The organism is Pseudomonas sp. 3MAES_34.3B, from assembly GCF_058145875.1.
The window spans coordinates 2162727-2179111 of sequence record NZ_CM176960.1 but is presented as its reverse complement, the minus strand read 5'-3'; the positions used below and the strand labels follow the sequence as shown (position 1 = coordinate 2179111).

The 16385-nt window shown below is 64.1% G+C and carries 14 protein-coding genes; 8 read left to right on the top strand and 6 right to left on the bottom strand.

Annotated features, from left to right (window positions below):
- Positions 1-2 precede the first annotated feature (2 nt).
- Genes AC3Z8Y_RS09750 through AC3Z8Y_RS09740 form a run of 3 tightly spaced genes read left to right on the top strand, consistent with a single transcriptional unit; the run spans position 3 to position 3762 of the window.
- Complete coding sequence (locus AC3Z8Y_RS09750; protein WP_490089494.1) at positions 3-1250, top strand: alpha-hydroxy acid oxidase; 1248 nt, start codon at positions 3-5, stop codon at positions 1248-1250.
- Positions 1247-2221 (top strand): NAD(P)-dependent oxidoreductase, encoded by a 975-nt coding sequence (locus AC3Z8Y_RS09745; protein ID WP_490089493.1) that lies wholly within the window; start codon positions 1247-1249, stop codon positions 2219-2221. Before AC3Z8Y_RS09750 ends, AC3Z8Y_RS09745 begins: the two co-directional genes overlap by 4 nt.
- The gene (locus AC3Z8Y_RS09740) at positions 2209-3762 is read left to right on the top strand and encodes a UxaA family hydrolase (protein WP_490089492.1); all 1554 of its coding nucleotides are present in this window, start codon (positions 2209-2211) and stop codon (positions 3760-3762) included. The genes AC3Z8Y_RS09745 and AC3Z8Y_RS09740 overlap by 13 nt, the downstream gene beginning before the upstream one ends.
- 274 nt (positions 3763-4036) lie before the next feature.
- Here AC3Z8Y_RS09740 and AC3Z8Y_RS09735 read toward each other — a convergent pair whose 3' ends face one another.
- The 5 genes from AC3Z8Y_RS09735 to AC3Z8Y_RS09715 are packed head-to-tail and all read right to left on the bottom strand — an operon-like array spanning position 4037 to position 9423.
- The gene (locus AC3Z8Y_RS09735) at positions 4037-4954 is read right to left on the bottom strand and encodes an SMP-30/gluconolactonase/LRE family protein (RefSeq protein ID WP_490089491.1); all 918 of its coding nucleotides are present in this window, start codon (positions 4952-4954) and stop codon (positions 4037-4039) included.
- 9 nt (positions 4955-4963) lie between these two features.
- Entirely contained in the window at positions 4964-5929 is a 966-nt protein-coding gene (locus tag AC3Z8Y_RS09730) for an ABC transporter permease (RefSeq protein WP_490089490.1), read from the bottom strand.
- Positions 5926-6909, bottom strand: coding sequence for an ABC transporter permease (locus AC3Z8Y_RS09725; RefSeq protein ID WP_490089489.1), 984 nt, complete (start codon positions 6907-6909; stop codon positions 5926-5928). The genes AC3Z8Y_RS09730 and AC3Z8Y_RS09725 overlap by 4 nt, the downstream gene beginning before the upstream one ends.
- Positions 6906-8360: a sugar ABC transporter ATP-binding protein gene (locus AC3Z8Y_RS09720; RefSeq protein ID WP_490089488.1), complete on the bottom strand. Its 1455-nt coding sequence runs from the start codon at positions 8358-8360 to the stop codon at positions 6906-6908. The genes AC3Z8Y_RS09725 and AC3Z8Y_RS09720 overlap by 4 nt, the downstream gene beginning before the upstream one ends.
- A 25-nt stretch (positions 8361-8385) precedes the next feature.
- A complete protein-coding gene (locus AC3Z8Y_RS09715; protein WP_490089487.1) occupies positions 8386-9423 on the bottom strand; it encodes an ABC transporter substrate-binding protein in 1038 nt (345 codons plus the stop codon).
- A 284-nt stretch (positions 9424-9707) separates the two neighbouring features.
- On the opposite strand from AC3Z8Y_RS09715, the gene AC3Z8Y_RS09710 reads away from it, so the two are divergent.
- From AC3Z8Y_RS09710 to AC3Z8Y_RS09690, 5 genes are all read left to right on the top strand, one after another.
- A complete protein-coding gene (locus tag AC3Z8Y_RS09710) occupies positions 9708-10955 on the top strand; it encodes a GAF domain-containing sensor histidine kinase (protein ID WP_490089486.1) in 1248 nt (415 codons plus the stop codon).
- Positions 10952-11701, top strand: coding sequence for a response regulator transcription factor (locus AC3Z8Y_RS09705; protein WP_490089485.1), 750 nt, complete (start codon positions 10952-10954; stop codon positions 11699-11701). The genes AC3Z8Y_RS09710 and AC3Z8Y_RS09705 overlap by 4 nt, the downstream gene beginning before the upstream one ends.
- A gap of 244 nt (positions 11702-11945) precedes the next feature.
- Entirely contained in the window at positions 11946-13043 is a 1098-nt protein-coding gene (locus AC3Z8Y_RS09700; RefSeq protein ID WP_490089484.1) for an FUSC family protein, read from the top strand.
- Positions 13036-13806 (top strand): 5'/3'-nucleotidase SurE, encoded by a 771-nt coding sequence (gene surE, locus AC3Z8Y_RS09695; RefSeq protein WP_490089483.1) that lies wholly within the window; start codon positions 13036-13038, stop codon positions 13804-13806. The genes AC3Z8Y_RS09700 and surE overlap by 8 nt, the downstream gene beginning before the upstream one ends.
- A gap of 115 nt (positions 13807-13921) precedes the next feature.
- Positions 13922-16000 (top strand): calcium-binding protein, encoded by a 2079-nt coding sequence (locus tag AC3Z8Y_RS09690; protein WP_490089482.1) that lies wholly within the window; start codon positions 13922-13924, stop codon positions 15998-16000.
- Positions 16001-16078: 78 nt separating this feature from the next.
- Here the strand turns inward: AC3Z8Y_RS09690 and AC3Z8Y_RS09685 are convergent, their stop codons facing one another.
- Positions 16079-16375, bottom strand: a complete 297-nt coding sequence (locus tag AC3Z8Y_RS09685) for a winged helix-turn-helix domain-containing protein (protein WP_490089481.1) — start codon at positions 16373-16375, stop codon at positions 16079-16081.
- Positions 16376-16385: the final 10 nt, after the last annotated feature.

Below are 16385 nucleotides of genomic sequence, written 5' to 3'. Positions count from 1 at the left end.
CCGTGCTACGTCGTCTCTATACAGGCCGCAACCCCCGCCGCGCGCACAGCATCGAAGACCTTCGCGCAATGGCGGCCCGGCGCGTGCCGAACTTCTGTTTCGAATACATCGAGGGCGGCGCCGAGGAAGAAACCACCTTGCGCCGCAACCGGGAGGTGTTCTCGGAAATCGCCTTCAAGCCCCGGGCGTTGATCGACGTGTCCAAGCGCGACATCGGCATCGACCTGTTCGGCCGGCGCAGCGCGGCGCCGTTCATGATCGGGCCCACCGGCTTCAGCGGGTTGCTCGCCCACGAAGGCGACATTGCGCTGGCAAGCGCGGCCGCCGCGGCGGGTATCCCGTTCATCCTGAGTAATGCGTCCACCGTGCCGCTGGAGCGGGTGGTCGAAGCCGCCGGTGGCCGCGTGTGGATGCAGGTGTACATGTACCGCACCCGCGATTTCGTCGCCAAGCTGGCCGAGCGCGCCGAACGCGCGGGTGTAGAGGCGCTGGTGGTGACCACCGACAGCGCGATCTATGGCAAGCGCGAATGGGACCTGCGCAACTATGCCCGGCCGCTGAAGCTGAACCTGCGCAATACCCTGGATGTGATCACGCACCCCCGCTGGATGACCGAGGTGCTGTGGCCCCATGGCATGCCGCGCTTCGCCAACCTGGGCGACCTGTTGCCGCCCGGCAAGGACAGCGTGAGCGGCGCGGCCACGGCACTGGCCAAGGAACTGGACCCTTCGTTGTCCTGGGAGGACCTGCGCTGGCTAAGGGATCGCTGGCCGCGCCGGCTGATTATCAAAGGGCTGCTGCACCCGGACGACGCGGCACAGGCCGTGGCCATCGGCGCGGACGGCATCGTGCTGTCGAACCACGGCGGCCGTCAGCTCGATGGCGCGGTGTCGGCGATGGACGTGCTGCCCGAGGTAGTGGAAGCCGTGAAAGGCCGGCTGGCGGTCATGCTGGATGGCGGCTTCAGGCGTGGCAGCGACATCGTCAAGGCCATGGCCCTGGGCGCGGATGCGGTGCTGGTGGGCCGTGCCACCACCTGGGGCCTGGCCGCCGGTGGCCGTGCGGGCGCCGACCGCGCCATCGAGATCCTGATGAACGAAGTGGACCGCGTGATCGGCCTGCTGGGCTGCGACAACATCACCGCCCTAGGCCATCAGCATGTGCAATGGCCAGACCGTGAGCTGGCGCCAAGGCGCGAAGCGCCCGCAGTTACCAATCCTCGAACGCTGTGCGCGGAGGCGCCGCAATGAACCAGACAGGCAACGAACTGAGTGAGCCCACAGGGCAGCGCGTCCAGCGCATCGGCATGGTGGGCCTGGGCTTGATGGGCAGCGCCATCGCTGCGCGGGTGCTTGAAAAAGGCTTTCAATTGCAGGCGCTGGCGCACCGCGGCCGCACGGCCATCGATGCCTTGCTTGAACAGGGCGCCGCAGAGGCTTCCAGTGGGGCCGAACTGGCCCGCCATGCCGACGTAGTCATCCTCTGCGTGACCGGTACGCCGCAGGTACGCGAGGTTGTGTTCGGCCCGGGCGGCCTGCTCGAAGGCGCGCACCCTGGCCTTATCGTGATCGACAGCAGCACGGCCGACCCCGAACTGGCCGAGGAGCTGACCGCGGCATTGGCGAGCAAGGGCGCGGCGTTCCTCGACGCGCCGGTGAACCGCACCCCCAGGGAAGCGCGCGAAGGCCGGCTGAATGTGTTGGTGGGCGGTGAGGCGCAGGTGCTGGAGCGGGTGCGCCCGCTGATGGCCGCGTATGCTGAAACCGTGCATCACCTCGGTGGCCACGGCGCGGGCTATCGGGCCAAGCTGATTCACAACTTCATCGCCCAGGCCAATGGCGCGATCCTCGCCGAAGCCTTTGGCACTGCCGCCAAGGCCGGGCTCGACCTGCGCGAGTTCGCCGGGGTGTGCCGGCTTAGCGGCGCCCACAGCAAAACCTTCGACCGCATCATCCCGTACCTGCTTGAAGGCGACGATAGCGGCCAACAATTCGCCATCCGCAACGCCGCCAAGGACATGCGCGCCTATTCCCGATTGGCCGCCGAGCAATCTTCGTCGGCGTCAATCGCTGAAGCGGTTCGGCAGGTGTACGTGCTGGCGACTAATCTGGGTCATGGCGAGCTGTACGTCCCTCACCTCTTCGACGTGCTGAAAGCGCTCAATGGCTTACCCCTGGCCCAGCAGGAAGACCACACCGAGGTACCACCATGCAACTCATAACAACAACAGGCAGCGAAACCGCCGCCAATGCCGTGATACGCCTCAACCCGCTGGACGACGTGCTGATCGCGCGCCAGCCACTGGTAAAAGGCCTGGCCCTCCCTGAAGGCATCGAGGTGCTCGACGCCGTCCCTTCAGGCCACAAGGTTGCGGCCAGGGCCATCGCTGCCGGGCAACCGGTGCGCCGCTATGGGCAGATCATCGGCTTCGCCAGCCAGCCCATCGAAGCCGGCCAGCACGTGCACACCCACAACGTGGCCATGGGTGATTTTTCACGGGACTATGCCTTTGGTGTGGATGCCAAGGGTGCGCCCGCACCAACCGACGAAACCTTCATGGGCATCGTACGCCCCGATGGCCGGGTGGCCACCCGCAACTTCATCGGCATTCTGACCTCGGTGAACTGCTCGGCCACAGTGGCCCGGGCGATTGCGGACTATTTCCGTCGGGACATCCACCCCGAGGCGCTGGCGCCGTACCCCAACGTGGACGGCGTGGTCGCCCTCACCCACGGCGTTGGCTGCGCGGTGGATTCCGGCGGCGAAGCATTGGCCATGTTGCGCCGCACCTTGGGCGGCTACGCGGTGCACCCTAATTTCGCCTCGGTGCTGATGATCGGCCTGGGCTGCGAAACCAACCAGATTCCCGACCTGCTCGCGGCCCAAGGCCTGGAGAGCAGCCATTCGCTGCGCACCTTCACCATCCAAGGCACAGGCGGCACCACCAAAACCATCGCCAGCGGGATTGCTCAGGTGAAAGAATTGCTGGCCGAAGCCAACCAGGTGGAGCGGCAACCGGTAAGCGCTCGCCACTTGGTGGTAGGCCTGCAATGTGGTGGCTCCGATGGCTACTCCGGCATTACCGCCAACCCGGCGCTGGGCAATGCGGTGGACCGCCTGGTCGCGGCGGGCGGCACCGCGATACTCTCCGAAACCCCCGAGGTGTACGGCGCCGAGCACCTGCTCACCCGCCGCGCGGTGACTCAAGCGGTAGGAGAAAAGCTGATCGAGCGCATTCACTGGTGGGAAAGCTACTGCGCGCGCATGAACGCCGAGTTGAACAACAACCCCTCGGCGGGCAACAAGGCCGGCGGCCTGACCACCATCCTGGAAAAATCCCTCGGTGCCGTGGCCAAGGCCGGCTCCACCGACCTGGTGGACGTGTACGAGTACGCGCAGCCTGTGAGGGCCCACGGCCTGGTGTTCATGGATACGCCCGGGTATGACCCCGTCTCGGCCACGGGCCAGGTGGCTGGCGGCGCCAACCTGATCGCCTTCACCACGGGGCGGGGCTCGGCCTACGGCTGCGCGCCCTCGCCGTCGATCAAGCTGGCAACCAATACGCGGCTATGGGAAACCCAGGAAGACGACATGGACGTGAACTGTGGCGGCATTGCCGATGGCAGCATGACCATCGAGGAGCGCGGCGAGCACATCTTCCGGATGATGCTGCGCATTGCTTCCGGGGAGCGCAGCAAGAGCGAGCAACACGGCTACGGCCAGAACGAGTTCGTGCCCTGGCAGATCGGCGCGATTACCTGATCGCGTTGGCGCGCCGGCCACACCGCCGTTTCACGGCGGGTCGCGAGCAAGCTCTGCTGCTACAGGCTTGACGAATATTGTGTAGCAGCCAGGCTTGCCTGCGACCGGGTCACCCCAAGCCTGCGGTCCTTTCTTTCAAGGCAGCTGCGCGCCGACCACACCGCCGTTTCACGGCGAGTCGCGAGCAAGCTCTGCTGCTACAGTCCCGACGAATATTGTGTAGCAGCCAGGCTTGCCTGCGACCGGGTCACCCCCCAGCCTGCGGTCCTTTCTTTCAAGGCAGCTGCGCGCCGGCCACCGCCACATGGATCATGTACAGCGAGGTGTTGGCGGTGATAAACAGCCGATTGCGGCGCGGCCCGCCGAAGGTGAGGTTGGCGACTTTTTCAGGCAGCAGGATCTTGCCCAGCAGCGTGCCATCGGCGGCGAAGCACTGAATGCCATCGCCGGCGCTGGTCCACACGTTACCTTCCACGTCCACCCGCAGGCCATCCGGGATGCCAGGCTCGATCTGCGCGAACACGCGCGAACCGCCCAGCCAACTCCCCTCCTTCACCTCGAAGGCGCGAATATGGTGGGGCGCATCGGGATGGTGGGAACGCGCTGAATCGGCAACATACAGGGTGGCGCCATCCGGCGAGAACGCGAGCCCGTTGGGCTGAGCGAAATCCCCTACCATGCAGCGGACCTCGCCGGTGCCAGGGTCTACCCGATACACGTTACGCCCCGCCTGCTCAGGCTCGGCCTTGAAACCTTCATAGTCACTGAGGATGCCGTAGGTAGGGTCGGTGAACCACACGGCGCCATCGCGATGCACCACCACGTCGTTGGGTGAATTCAGGCGTTTACCCTCGAAGCGATCGGCAATCACGGTGATGGAGCCGTCGGGCTCGGTGCGGGTCACACGTCGGGTGCCATGCTCACAGGTGACCAGGCGCCCCTGCAGGTCCCGGGTATTCCCATTGGCAAAGTTGGACCGGGGCCGAAACACCGACACACCCTGCTCAGGCGTCCAGCGCAGGATGCGTTCATTGGGGATGTCGCTCCACAGCAGGTAACCGCCGTCGTTGAACCACACCGGCCCCTCGGCCCAACGGCATTGGTCATACAGGCATTCCAACTGGGTGTTGGGCAGGATCAGCGCCCGAAAGCGCGGGTCCAGCACTTCATAGACGGGTTCGGATATCGACATGGCTGGCACTCAAGCAGCGCGGGCGGACGAGCGCCCGCTCACAGCGGTAATCACCGCAATAATGATCAAGCCGGTGAGGATCAGCCGCACCCCGGCGCTGGCGCCGAAGGTATTGAGCATGCTCACCAGCAGGTACAGGAACAACGCGGCGCCCCAGATGCCAGGTACGTTGGAAAATCCACCGCCTACCGAAGTGCCGCCGATCACCACGACCGCGATGGAAGCCAGCAGGTATTCCTCGCCCATGCTCAGCGAGGCGCCACCGGAAAAGCCCGCCAGCAACACCCCGCACAGGCTGGCGAACACAGCACTCAACACGTAGGTGGCAAAGCGCACCCGGCCCACTCGCCCGCCTGCCAGTTCGGCGGCGCGGGCGTTCTGCCCGATGGCCACGGTCCAGCGGCCATAGCGGGTACGGGCCAACACATAGCCCATCACCACGGCGAGTACTGCCACGCTGATCGCCAGGTAGGGCACGCCCAGCACGTTGCCGGTGCAGAAGCTGTAGAACAGCTCTGGTGGTTGAATGCGAACGCTGCGCCCGTAGGCGATCGCCGTGGACTGCAGCAGGAAGCTGGCAGACAACGTAGCGATGATCGGCGGTATCCGCAGCACGCGGATCAAGGCGTAGTTGGCGCAGCCCAGCAGCACGCCCAGGCACAGCACCGCCCCTACCCCGAGCCAGATCAAATCCGCCTGTTCGTTCATCAGCTTCATGCCCACCGCGCCGCTAAGGGCGATGTTGGCCGGGATGGACAAGTCGATGTTGCCGGGGCCCGTGGTGATCACGAACATCTGCCCGATACCCACGATCACGAAGAACGCCGAAAAACTCAGCGCACTGGACAGCAGCGAACCGCCGCCCATACCGCCAGTGAACAGGATGGTCGCCAGCCATATGAGTAACGCGGCGAGGAACGACCACAGCCAGGGTTTGCTATTGAGGCGCGAAAACGCGGAACGGGCGGACATCATGAGTGTGCCTCCAGGCGGTTCACGAACGCGCGCAATGCCAGCACCAGGATCAGGATCGCGCCCTGGGCGCCGATCTGCCAGTCCGGGGAGATGTGCAGGAAGGACAGCAATGACCCGGCCAGCACCAGGGTGAGCGCCCCCAGCACCGCGCCGATGGGCGATACGCGCCCTCCAACGAACTCGCCACCGCCCAGGATTACCCCGGCAATGGACAGCAGTGTGTAGCGCAAGGCGATGCTGGCGTCCGCAGAGGTGGTAAGGCCGACAAGGAACAGCCCGGCAAGTACGCCGAAGGTGCCGGCCAGTGCGTACAGGCTGACCTTGATCCGCAGCAACGACCATCCCGCCTTGGCCACGGCGATGGGGTTGCCACCGGCGCCACGTAGCACTACACCCAAGGTGGAACGCATCAGAAACAGGTGCACCACGAGTGCCAGCGCGATGCACACGAAGATCGCGAACGGTAACAGCGGCGTTTTGTAGCGCACGACGGCCTGCAACCACTGCGGCGCAGTACCGCCCGGGGCCGGCAGCAGCAGAATGGCGCCGCCCATCCAGATGAACGACATGCCCAGGGTGACCACGATAGAAGGCAGTTTGCGCAGGTGTATCAAGGCGCCGAGCAGTGCATACGCGGCCACGCAACCCACCAGCGCCAGGCAGCCGAGCAGCGGGTGCTGGTTGAGCACCGTCGCGCACACGCACGCCACGAAACTGATGAAGCTGCCCAGGGACAGGTCCAGGTCGTTCACCGTGATGATCAGCATCTGGGCAATGGTCGCCAACGCGATCGGCACCGCCAGATTGAACATCAGGTTCATGCCCATGTAGCTCATGGCCCGGGGTTGCATCACGAAGATCACCACCAGCAGCACCGCCAGCGACACGCCCGGTAGCGCGCCGCGCAGCAAACGGGCCACATTCAGCCGCGCTGGCCTGGCCACCAGAGCCTTCAAGGGAAGGGGTGTAGACGCATTCATACGAGCTGTTCCTCGAAGGAGCACCGCAGGATCTGCTCCTCGCTGAGCTGGTTGCGTGGAAGGTCCAGCACCGCCTGGCCGTCGCGGAACACATACACATGGTCGCAGTGGTCCAGCTCTTCCAGTTCGGTGGTGTACCAGATGAACGTGCGGCCCTTGGCGGCTTCCTCGGCAATGATCGAATACACCTCCCGCTTGGTGTTCACGTCCACGCCGCGCATAGGGTCGTCCATCAGGATCACCTTGCTGCTGGACGCCAAGGCGCGGGCGAACAGCGCCTTTTGCTGATTGCCGCCAGACAGCGACAGGATCGGGTTGGCCATGTTGGGGGTGCGAATGTTCATGCGCTCGCGCCATTGCTCGGCCATGGCACGTTCGGCGTCAGGGTCGATCAGGGCGCCACGGCGCAGTTGCGCCAAGGAGCTCACGGTGATGTTCTCGGCGATGGACCAAAGCGGAAATACCCCGTCGGTTTGCCGATCACCGGCCACCAGCGCGGCGCCCTGGCCGCTGGCGATGCACCGGCGCAGCACCTGGGTCAGCCACTGGCTTTGCCCATGCCCGGCCAGGCCCGCCAGGCCGACGATTTCCCCGGCGTGGGCGTCGACGGTGCGGCCATCGCGTTGCCGTGAAGGTTGCTGGGAAATCACCGGCGTACCTTGCAGGCGCTTGGAGGCAAACGCCTGGCGTTCGGCCGTGGCCCTGGCGGCGCTGCCCATGCATTCCACCAGCGAGGCGTGGTCGAAGTTTTTCGCGGGGCGAATGTCTACCACACTGCCGTCGCGCATCACTGCGATGCGATCGCAGGTGCCCAGCATCTCGGCCAGGATATGGCTGATCAACACGATGCTGCCGCCCTTGGCCACGAAGCGCCGCACAAAACGCAGCAGCTGTTCGGCTACCCGGGCGTCCAGTGAAGACGTGGGTTCGTCGAGAATCACCAGTTTCAGCGGCTCGTCCACGTGCACGAAGGCCCGGGCGATTTCCACCATCTGCCGTTTGCCGATGGACAGGTCGGCCACGGTGTCGTCCGGGTCGATGCCATGGCCGGGAAAGATCTCGTCCAGGCAGGCCAGTACCCGTGCCCTCGCCTCGCGGCGCCAACCGAAGCCGCGGATGGCGGGCGACATCAGCCGGGTGTTCTCGGCAATGCTCAGGTTCGGGCACAGGGACAGCTCCTGAAACACGCAACGAATGCCGTGCTGGCGCGCCAGTTGCACGTTATAGCTGGCGCGCAGGTCGCGGCCTTCGACCTGCATGGTGCCGGTATCGGCCGCCAGGGTGCCGGCCAGCACCTGCATCAACGTCGATTTGCCCGCGCCGTTGTGGCCGATCAGGCCCAGGCATTCCCCGGCGTGGAAACTCAGGTCCACGTTGTTCAACGCGCGCACCGCGCCGAACGATTTGCTGGTGCCCTTGAAGGTCACCAGCGCTCGCTGGATCGTGCTCATGTGTGCTCCCAGGCGGCAGGGTCGGTCAGTTGGCGCTCAGCGCCGCGGCGGGTTTGGCCTGCAGCTTGGCAACGTCATCCACGGTATACACCTGGGTCACGATGCCGCCCCTCTCCACCCCTTTGAGGGCGGTGTCCAGGTTCTCCTGGGTTACGCTGAGTGCTGGCGACAGCAGGTCATGGGGCAACTGCTTGCCATCGAGCAATTGCTGCGCCACCCAGAACGCCAGGCTGGAAATGCTCGGCGCGCTGGAGATGGAGAACGACTGGTAGCCGTTGGCATCGCGCTGTTTTTTCCACCATGACAGTTCTTCTTCGCGGTTGCCGAAGATGATGGTGGGCGTCGGCCGGCCGGCGTTGGCAAAGGCCTGGGCGGCACCGTAGCCATCGTCACCTTGGGTGACCACGGCATCCACCTTGGGCAGGCTGGGCAGGATGCCCGCCACGGCTTTCTGTGCCACGGTCTGGGTCCAGTTGCCGTTCACCGAGCCTACGATTTTCAGGTTGGGGTATTTCTGCGCGCCGGCAACGATGCCGCTGTGGATCTGCTCGTCCACCGACACACCCGCCAGGCCGCGGATTTCCAGTACGTTGGCGCCGTTGGGGAAGCGCTTGGCCAGGTAATCCATCTGGTCCAGGCCACTCTGCTTGAAGTCCATGGAAATGCGGTAGGCGCACGGCTCGGTCACCACGCCGTCGAACGACACCACAATGATCCCGGCGTCGCAAGCCTGCTTCACCGTGCCATTGAGCGCCGTGGGCGAGGCCGCGTTGATCACAATCGCGTTGTAGCCCTGGAGGATGAGGTTCTGGATTTGCGCCGCCTGCTCGGTGGCCTGGTTCTCGCCGGTGGTAAGCGCGTCAGTGGAGGAGACCACGCCATCCTTGACGGCCTTGTCGGTGGTTTCTTTCCAACTGGCAAGCATGTTCTGCCGCCACGAGTTTCCGGCGTAGTTATTGGACAAGGCGATGGTTTTATCCGAGGTGTCGGCGTGGGCAACAGCGAAAGGCGACAACAGCAATACACTCGACAACAGCACGTGCCGCAATGGAGGACGTTTCATCAGCATGACCCTTGTTATTGTTGTGGGGTAGTGACGGCCGGCCAGGGCCGGTCGGTTTCATGACGTTCCGAGGCGAGTCTGCGCCTGGGATCCAGCGGCGTCTTCGGCGATCGGCGCACACGTTACGCAGGATCACGCACACCGCTTGCGGGATCCCGCACCCGGCGAGCGCACCCGCGCAAGCGCATGGCGCCGCGGCGCGCTAGGCTGTGCAGGTAGCGATCCAATGCGCCATAGTGCGATCGCCATACCGGCATGCCCCAGAACAATAAAGGCCAGGCACCGTGCAGCGTCCACACATTCCTCCTGAAAAAGTGCTGCAGCACTTCCTCGGCGTATCCCGTGCCCTCGCCGGGCTGCTGGATTTCCAATCCATGATCAACGCCGTGTCCCATGAGGTGCGCTACATCCTGCCTCACGACCACATCGACGTGAGCCTGTTGCTGCTCGATGGGGAAAACCATCTGCACGCGTATGAAACCGGCGTGCTCACGGCCTGGAGCGAATTCGTCGACCACCCGCTACCGATTGCGTTGAGCCCCATCCGCACCGTGCTGCAAGGCAGTGAGCCGTTCATCCTCACGGATAACGCCATGACCGATGAGCGCTTCCAGTTCCCTGGTGCGTTCAACCAGCCCATCTTCGACGCGCAACTGCGCAGCCGGCTGCATGTACCGCTACGCGCCTGCGGCGAGATCATCGGCGCGCTCAGTTGCTCCAAGCACAGCGCGAACTTCTATACCTTGGGCGACGTGCAATACACCCAGCACGTGGCGGACCTGTTGGCGTCCTACCTCTATGCCCTGCGCCAGACCGACCAGGCCAAGAAGCTGGCCATCGCCAAGGAACGTATCGTCGCCCGCGAGGAAGGCCTTCGCCTGGGCGCGCTTCGGCTCACTGAAGAACTGGAAAACGAGCGGCAGCGCATCGGCATGGACCTGCACGACCAAACCCTGGCAGACATGACCCGCCTGCACCGGCGCCTGGCGCGGCTGCAAACCACCGACGCCGCCGTGGCCGGTGAGCTGGCGCTGATCACCGAGGCGCTGCACGACAGCATGCGCGAACTTCGGCTGATCATCGATGCGGTGAAACCCACGGTATTGCAGCTGTTCGGCTTCGAGGAAGGGCTCGAAGACCTGCTGCTGCGTAGCGTGCGCAACAGCGGCCTGGCTATTGAAACGCACCTGTACGACCACACCGATGGCCAGGCCAATCGCCTCGCCGAACCGCAGAAAGTAGCCCTGTTCCGGATCATTCAGGAAGCGGTGAACAACGCGATTACCCACGCCTCGCCGTCCACCATCGCCGTGATGATTCACGGTAGCCAACAGCACCTGGAACTCACGATCCTCGACGACGGCCTTGGGCTGGACGTGAAGGACCTGCTCAAGACCGGGGGCATCCGGAACATGCAGATCCGCGCGCGCTTGCTCGGTGCAAACGTGCACATTGACCGCGGCCCCGAGAATAAGGGCACGCGGGTGAAAATCCGCATGCCACTGGGCAGCGCGCCGCTGGAGCAGCCATGAACATTCTGTTGGTGGAAGACGACCCGGTTCACCGGGCATTCCTGAAGGAAGTGATCGAAGCGGCATTGCCCGAGTGCGACCAACTGCTTGAAGGCCAGAACGGCCTGGAGGGCGTACACCTGGCCCACGCCCACCAGATAAACGCCGTAGTGATGGACCTGCAAATGCCCCAGCGCACCGGCGTGGAAGCGGCCAAGACCATCTGGAAGGACCGCCCCGACACCTCCATCCTGTTCTGGTCCAACTACGCCGATGAAGCCTACGTGCGTGGCATCGCCCGCATCGTGCCGCCGGGTGCGGCCTATGGCTACATCCTCAAGACCGCTTCCGAAGAACGCCTGCGTTTGGCGTTGCGAAGCCTGTTCATCGAGCAGCAGTGCGTGATCGACCGGGAAGTGCGCGGTGTGCAGCAGAAAACCCAAGACCTGCGCAACGGCCTCACCGACAACGAATACGAAGTATTGCAAGACATCGCCCTGGGCCTCACAGACCGCGCTATCGCCAGCCGTCGCAACCTCTCACTGCGCACCGTGCAGAACCGGCTGCAGCAGCTGTATGAGAAACTTGGGATCTACCAGCCAGGGGAGTCCGGTGAACGCGCGACCGCCTTCAACTTGCGGGCCCGTGCCGTAAACATCGCCCTACTGCGCAAGTTGCTCAACCCCAATGCGCTGGAACAGGCTGAAGCCGAACTTCAGGCGTGGCTCAAGAACCCCATGAGTGATTATGTGCGTAGTTTGCCGTGAGGTAGCGCATGGCGACCATCCGGCCAAGCTCGGGAACATGCACCTTGGAGAACTAAGTGCGGCCGGTTCGCAGGCTTCGCCAGCTCCAACAGGTCAAGACGCCCACCTATCAGCACCAGGCGCGCATTGCCCTTGCCCGCCCCCACCTCAGCTACTACCCTTTCCTGCATCACCAGGCCGCTGCGCCTGCTCTATCCTGCATGCGCGCCCTCCTTCACCCTACCCTCGACCCTGAAGCCCATTGATGACCGCCTCGCTGCCTTTGTTCCTTCGTCGACTGCTCCGCCCCTTGCTCGACCCTTACCGCCGCTTTCGTCACGCCCGCTTGATCCATGCCGTGCGGGTGGCCATCGGGCTGGTGGCGACCATCCTGTTGACTACGGGCATCCATTTGCCTCACGGCGAATGGGCCTCGGTCACCATGCTGATCGTGATCGGCGGGCTGCAGCACCATGGCAACATCCGCCGCAAGGCCACCGAGCGGGCGTATGGCACATTGATCGGCGCCGCCATCGGCCTGGCCATCGTTGCCCAACAAAGCTACCTGGGCTGGTCGCTGCTCACCTATGTACTGATGTCCTCGGCCTGCGGGTTCTTCGCGTACCACGCCATCGGCAAAGGGGGCTACACCGCGCTGCTGTCCGCCATCACGATCTTCATCGTCGCGGGCCACGGGGACAATCCCATGTCCGATGGCCTGTGGCGCACCGTCGATATCCTGATCGGCAACGTGCTGGCGCTGGCGTTTTCCTTCGCGCTGCCGCTGTACGCGGTGTACTCATGGCGCTACAACCTGGCCAGCACCCTGCGCGAGTGTGCCGCGGTGCATGGCCGCATCGTTGCCGGCGAAGCCGTGACCAGCGATGCGCACCTCAAACGCATGCGCAACCTCAGTGCCTCCCTGGTGCAGCTGCGGGGCCTGATGGCGTCCGTTTCCAAGGAAGTACAGATCTCGCAAACCGAACTGGACGCCCTGCAGCGTAACCTGCGCCTGTGCATTTCCTTCCTCGAGATCCTGGCCGATACCCGCCCGCCTGCAGAGGATGCCGCCGCCATGGCGGCGTTGCGCTCATCGCTTGAAGCCGAGCACCGCTTCATTCGCCGGCAACTGGTGGGGATGGCGCGCGCCCTCCGTGACGGCCACAGCGAGCAGCTGCTGCGAGGGGCTGAACGCCCTGCCGGTCAACCCGCAGAAGAACTGCCCTACCCCGCGCTGGACGGCTACCGGGCCATGACCCGGGAGCTGGCCGCCAACATCGACGATATGCGCCACCGCCTGGCCAAGACTGCCCCGCGCTGGAACTTCGCCCATTCCCCTCAGGAGCCTGATACCGATGACTGAACCCCTTGAACGTGTGCTGCTCACCAACGATGACGGCATCGACGCGCCGGGTTTGGCCGCGCTTGAAGCGGTGGCCGCCGAGTTGGGCGTCGAGGTTTGGGTAGTAGCGCCAGACCACGACCAGAGTGGCGTTTCCCATGCGCTCAGCCTGCATCAGCCGCTTCGGGTGACCAGTCGCGGCGAGCGGCGTTTCTCCGTCTCCGGCACGCCCGGGGATTGCGTGGCCATGGCCGTGTGCCAGCTGATGCCCACCCCACCACAGCTGGTGCTCAGCGGCATAAACAAAGGCGCGAACCTCGGGCGCGAAACGGTGTTCTCCGGCACGGTGGGCGCAGCCATGGCAGCCCTGCTGCTGGAATTACCTGCCATTGCCCTGAGCCAAGCGTTCACCCGCCGCGACGGCGTACGCTGGGACACCGCGCGCCAACTGGCCCCGGGGGTTATCCGGCAGCTATGGGCCGCCGGCTGGGCGCCCGGCGCTTGCCTGAACGTGAACTTCCCCGACGTACCCGCCGACCAGGCCGGCCCTCTGCAAGTGACCCGACAGGACCGTGGGCGTATGCGGGGATTGGAGGTAACGGGGCGTACCGATTTGCGTGAACAGGCGTACTACTGGCTGAACATCAAGCGGGATGACACGCCCGATGCCGAAGACAGCGAAACCGCGGTGATTGCCCGGGGCGGGATCGCGGTGACGCCGCTGCACTTCGAGCGCACGGAAGAGAAGGCGCGCAGAGCCTTGGTAGATCGCTTGAGGGGTTAGGGAAAGGTCGGCGTGGTTCTGTTCGCATTTATGCGCGCTGCCAAGGTCGGATCCAGAGGGACAGTGCCGTACCCCTCGCCCGCCCCTTCGAGCTCCATGTCTAAAGGACAATGTCATGGCTTCAACCGATAGCAGGGCCACCATCCATTACACCGTGCGAACCGGCCCGGGTACCGTGCAGGTCGACCCTTCCACAGGTGCCGATTCAAACTGGAGCATTATCCTTCAGCCCGACGGCAAGATCATTGTAGGGGGCGAAAGCTTCCAGACCGCTATTGGCTACCCGGGCTCGCCGGGCGATGAAAGCTATGGCACACGCGGCAGCTTCACAGCGGTGCGCCTGAACACGGACGGCAGCCTGGACAAGAGCTTCAGCCAGGATGGAATTGCCCTCGTGCCCGCCAGCCTGGACCCGGAAGATGACGCCTACTATGTAATGGCGGTGCAGGCCGACGGCAAGGTGCTTTCGGCGCAGTCGAGCCTGAGCGGTTTGAAGGTAGAACGCTTCAATGTGGACGGCACCGTGGATACCAGCTTCGCCAACGGCGGCACCGCCACCCTGGACGTACCCTTTGGCTATGACGGTATGGCTATTTACGCCACGGCGGATGGCTCGGTGTATGCCAGCCTGCGCGGCACCTCGCAAGCGATAGTGTTCAAACTGGACAGCACCGGTACCGCGGCCCAGGATTTCGGTGATAACGGCACGCTTGTCCTCAACCCGACCGGGAACTATTCGAACGGCAATATCGCCACCTTTGTGCAGCCCGACGGCAGCGTAGTACTGGGTAGCTGGCTGTACGTGGGCGGTGACGAGGGGCCCGGCCCCGGCAGCCCTGGCGACCCAACGTATGCCGTTCAGCGGCTCACAGCGGATGGCAACGTCGATACCCGGTTCGGCGACGACGGGGTTGTGTACTTCGACCCTGCGCTGGGGCTGGACTATCGTTCTTCAATAACGGTTCAAGCCGACGGCAAGATCATCGTGGCCGGCGAGAGCAGTGACAACAGCGCTTTCAACCTGTTGCGACTAAACGCCGATGGTTCCTTCGATACCTCCTTCAGCGACGACGGCAAGCTCACGATCGAAGTGCCCCAAGGCGCTTCGAACTATGCCCACTCGGTAGTCGTTCAGCCCGATGGCAAATTCCTTATTGCCGGCGAGGTGATCACCCGCTTGAACGCGGATGGCAGCCTGGACACAACCTTCGGCAGCCAGGACGGCAACTACCACGTGGATGGCTCCAGCGACGGCGATAACCTGATGGGCAACGACACGGCGGAGGTCATCCGCGGCCTGAGCGGCGACGATGTACTGCAAGGCGCAGGTGGCCGTGACGTGCTGCTGGGTGGCAATGGCGCGGACATTTTCCGCTTCACCCAAGTCAGCGACAGCTACCGTACCGCCAGCGAAACCGGCAGTGACCGGATTCTGGACTTCGATCCCTCACAGGACCGTGTAGGGCTGATTTCGCTGGGCTTCACCGGCATTGGTGACGGGCACAATGGCACGCTGGCCATCCAGGCCAATGCGGACGGCACCCGTACCTACCTGAAAAGCTTCGATGCCGATGCCAATGGGCAGCGCTTCGAACTGGCGTTCGACGGCGACCTGGTGGGGCAATTGAACAGCACCAACCTGGTATTCACAGCCCCCTCTGTCGAAGGCACGTCAGGCCGGGATGTGATCACAGGAACGGCAATCTCGGAAGTCGTCTATGGCCTGGCGGGTAATGACCGTATCGATGGCGGTGGAGGTTCCGATGTGATCATTGGCGGGGCCGGGGCCGACCAGCTGAGCGGCGGCGACGACCCGAATACCTCGATTTTTTCCCGCACTACCAATGATGCAGACGTGTTCCGCTACATGACGGCCACCGACAGCTACCGCACCGACAGCCAGAGCTTTGTAGACCTGATTGTTCGATTCGCCGACTACAACGACAAGATCGACGTGGCGGCGCTGGGTTACACGGGTTTCGGTGACGGTACCGGCACTACCTTGAAGAAGGTTTATAACGCGGAGCTGGACCGCACTTACCTCAAGGATGTGGAACCTGACGCCCAGGGCCACCGGTTCGAAATCGCCCTTACCGGCGACTGGAGCCTGGACCTGCGCAACGACGATATGATTTTTGCGCCTGCGCCGGAAGTTGGCCTGTTGGGGGTGGCGAGCGAGGTTACTCACGCCTGACTGGGGGATCATACGTAGAGGTAGCCGGGCGCAATTTTGGCCCGGCATTCCTCGCCCGGTAAAAAGCGCCGCAGCTGATCAGGGATACTGCAACACGTCTTTGATTCGCGCGAGATTGCGATCGACCCACCCTCGGTCGATCGCGCCCCACTCCCGGATCCGGTAGTGGCCTATATGGTTACGCTCGCCCTCCGCCTGTTCGAACTCACACACGATATCCAGCTCCGCCAGCGCTGCCACGGTGTCCTGGGCGGTGCGCCTTGGCATGCCGGTCACCTCGGTCAAAGCAGGGATGCTGCTGGCCAGGCCGCTGTCGATCAAGTAAGCCACGTACAGGCGCCGGTAGAAACTGGTGCGGGTTTTGCTGACATCCATGGGCAATTTC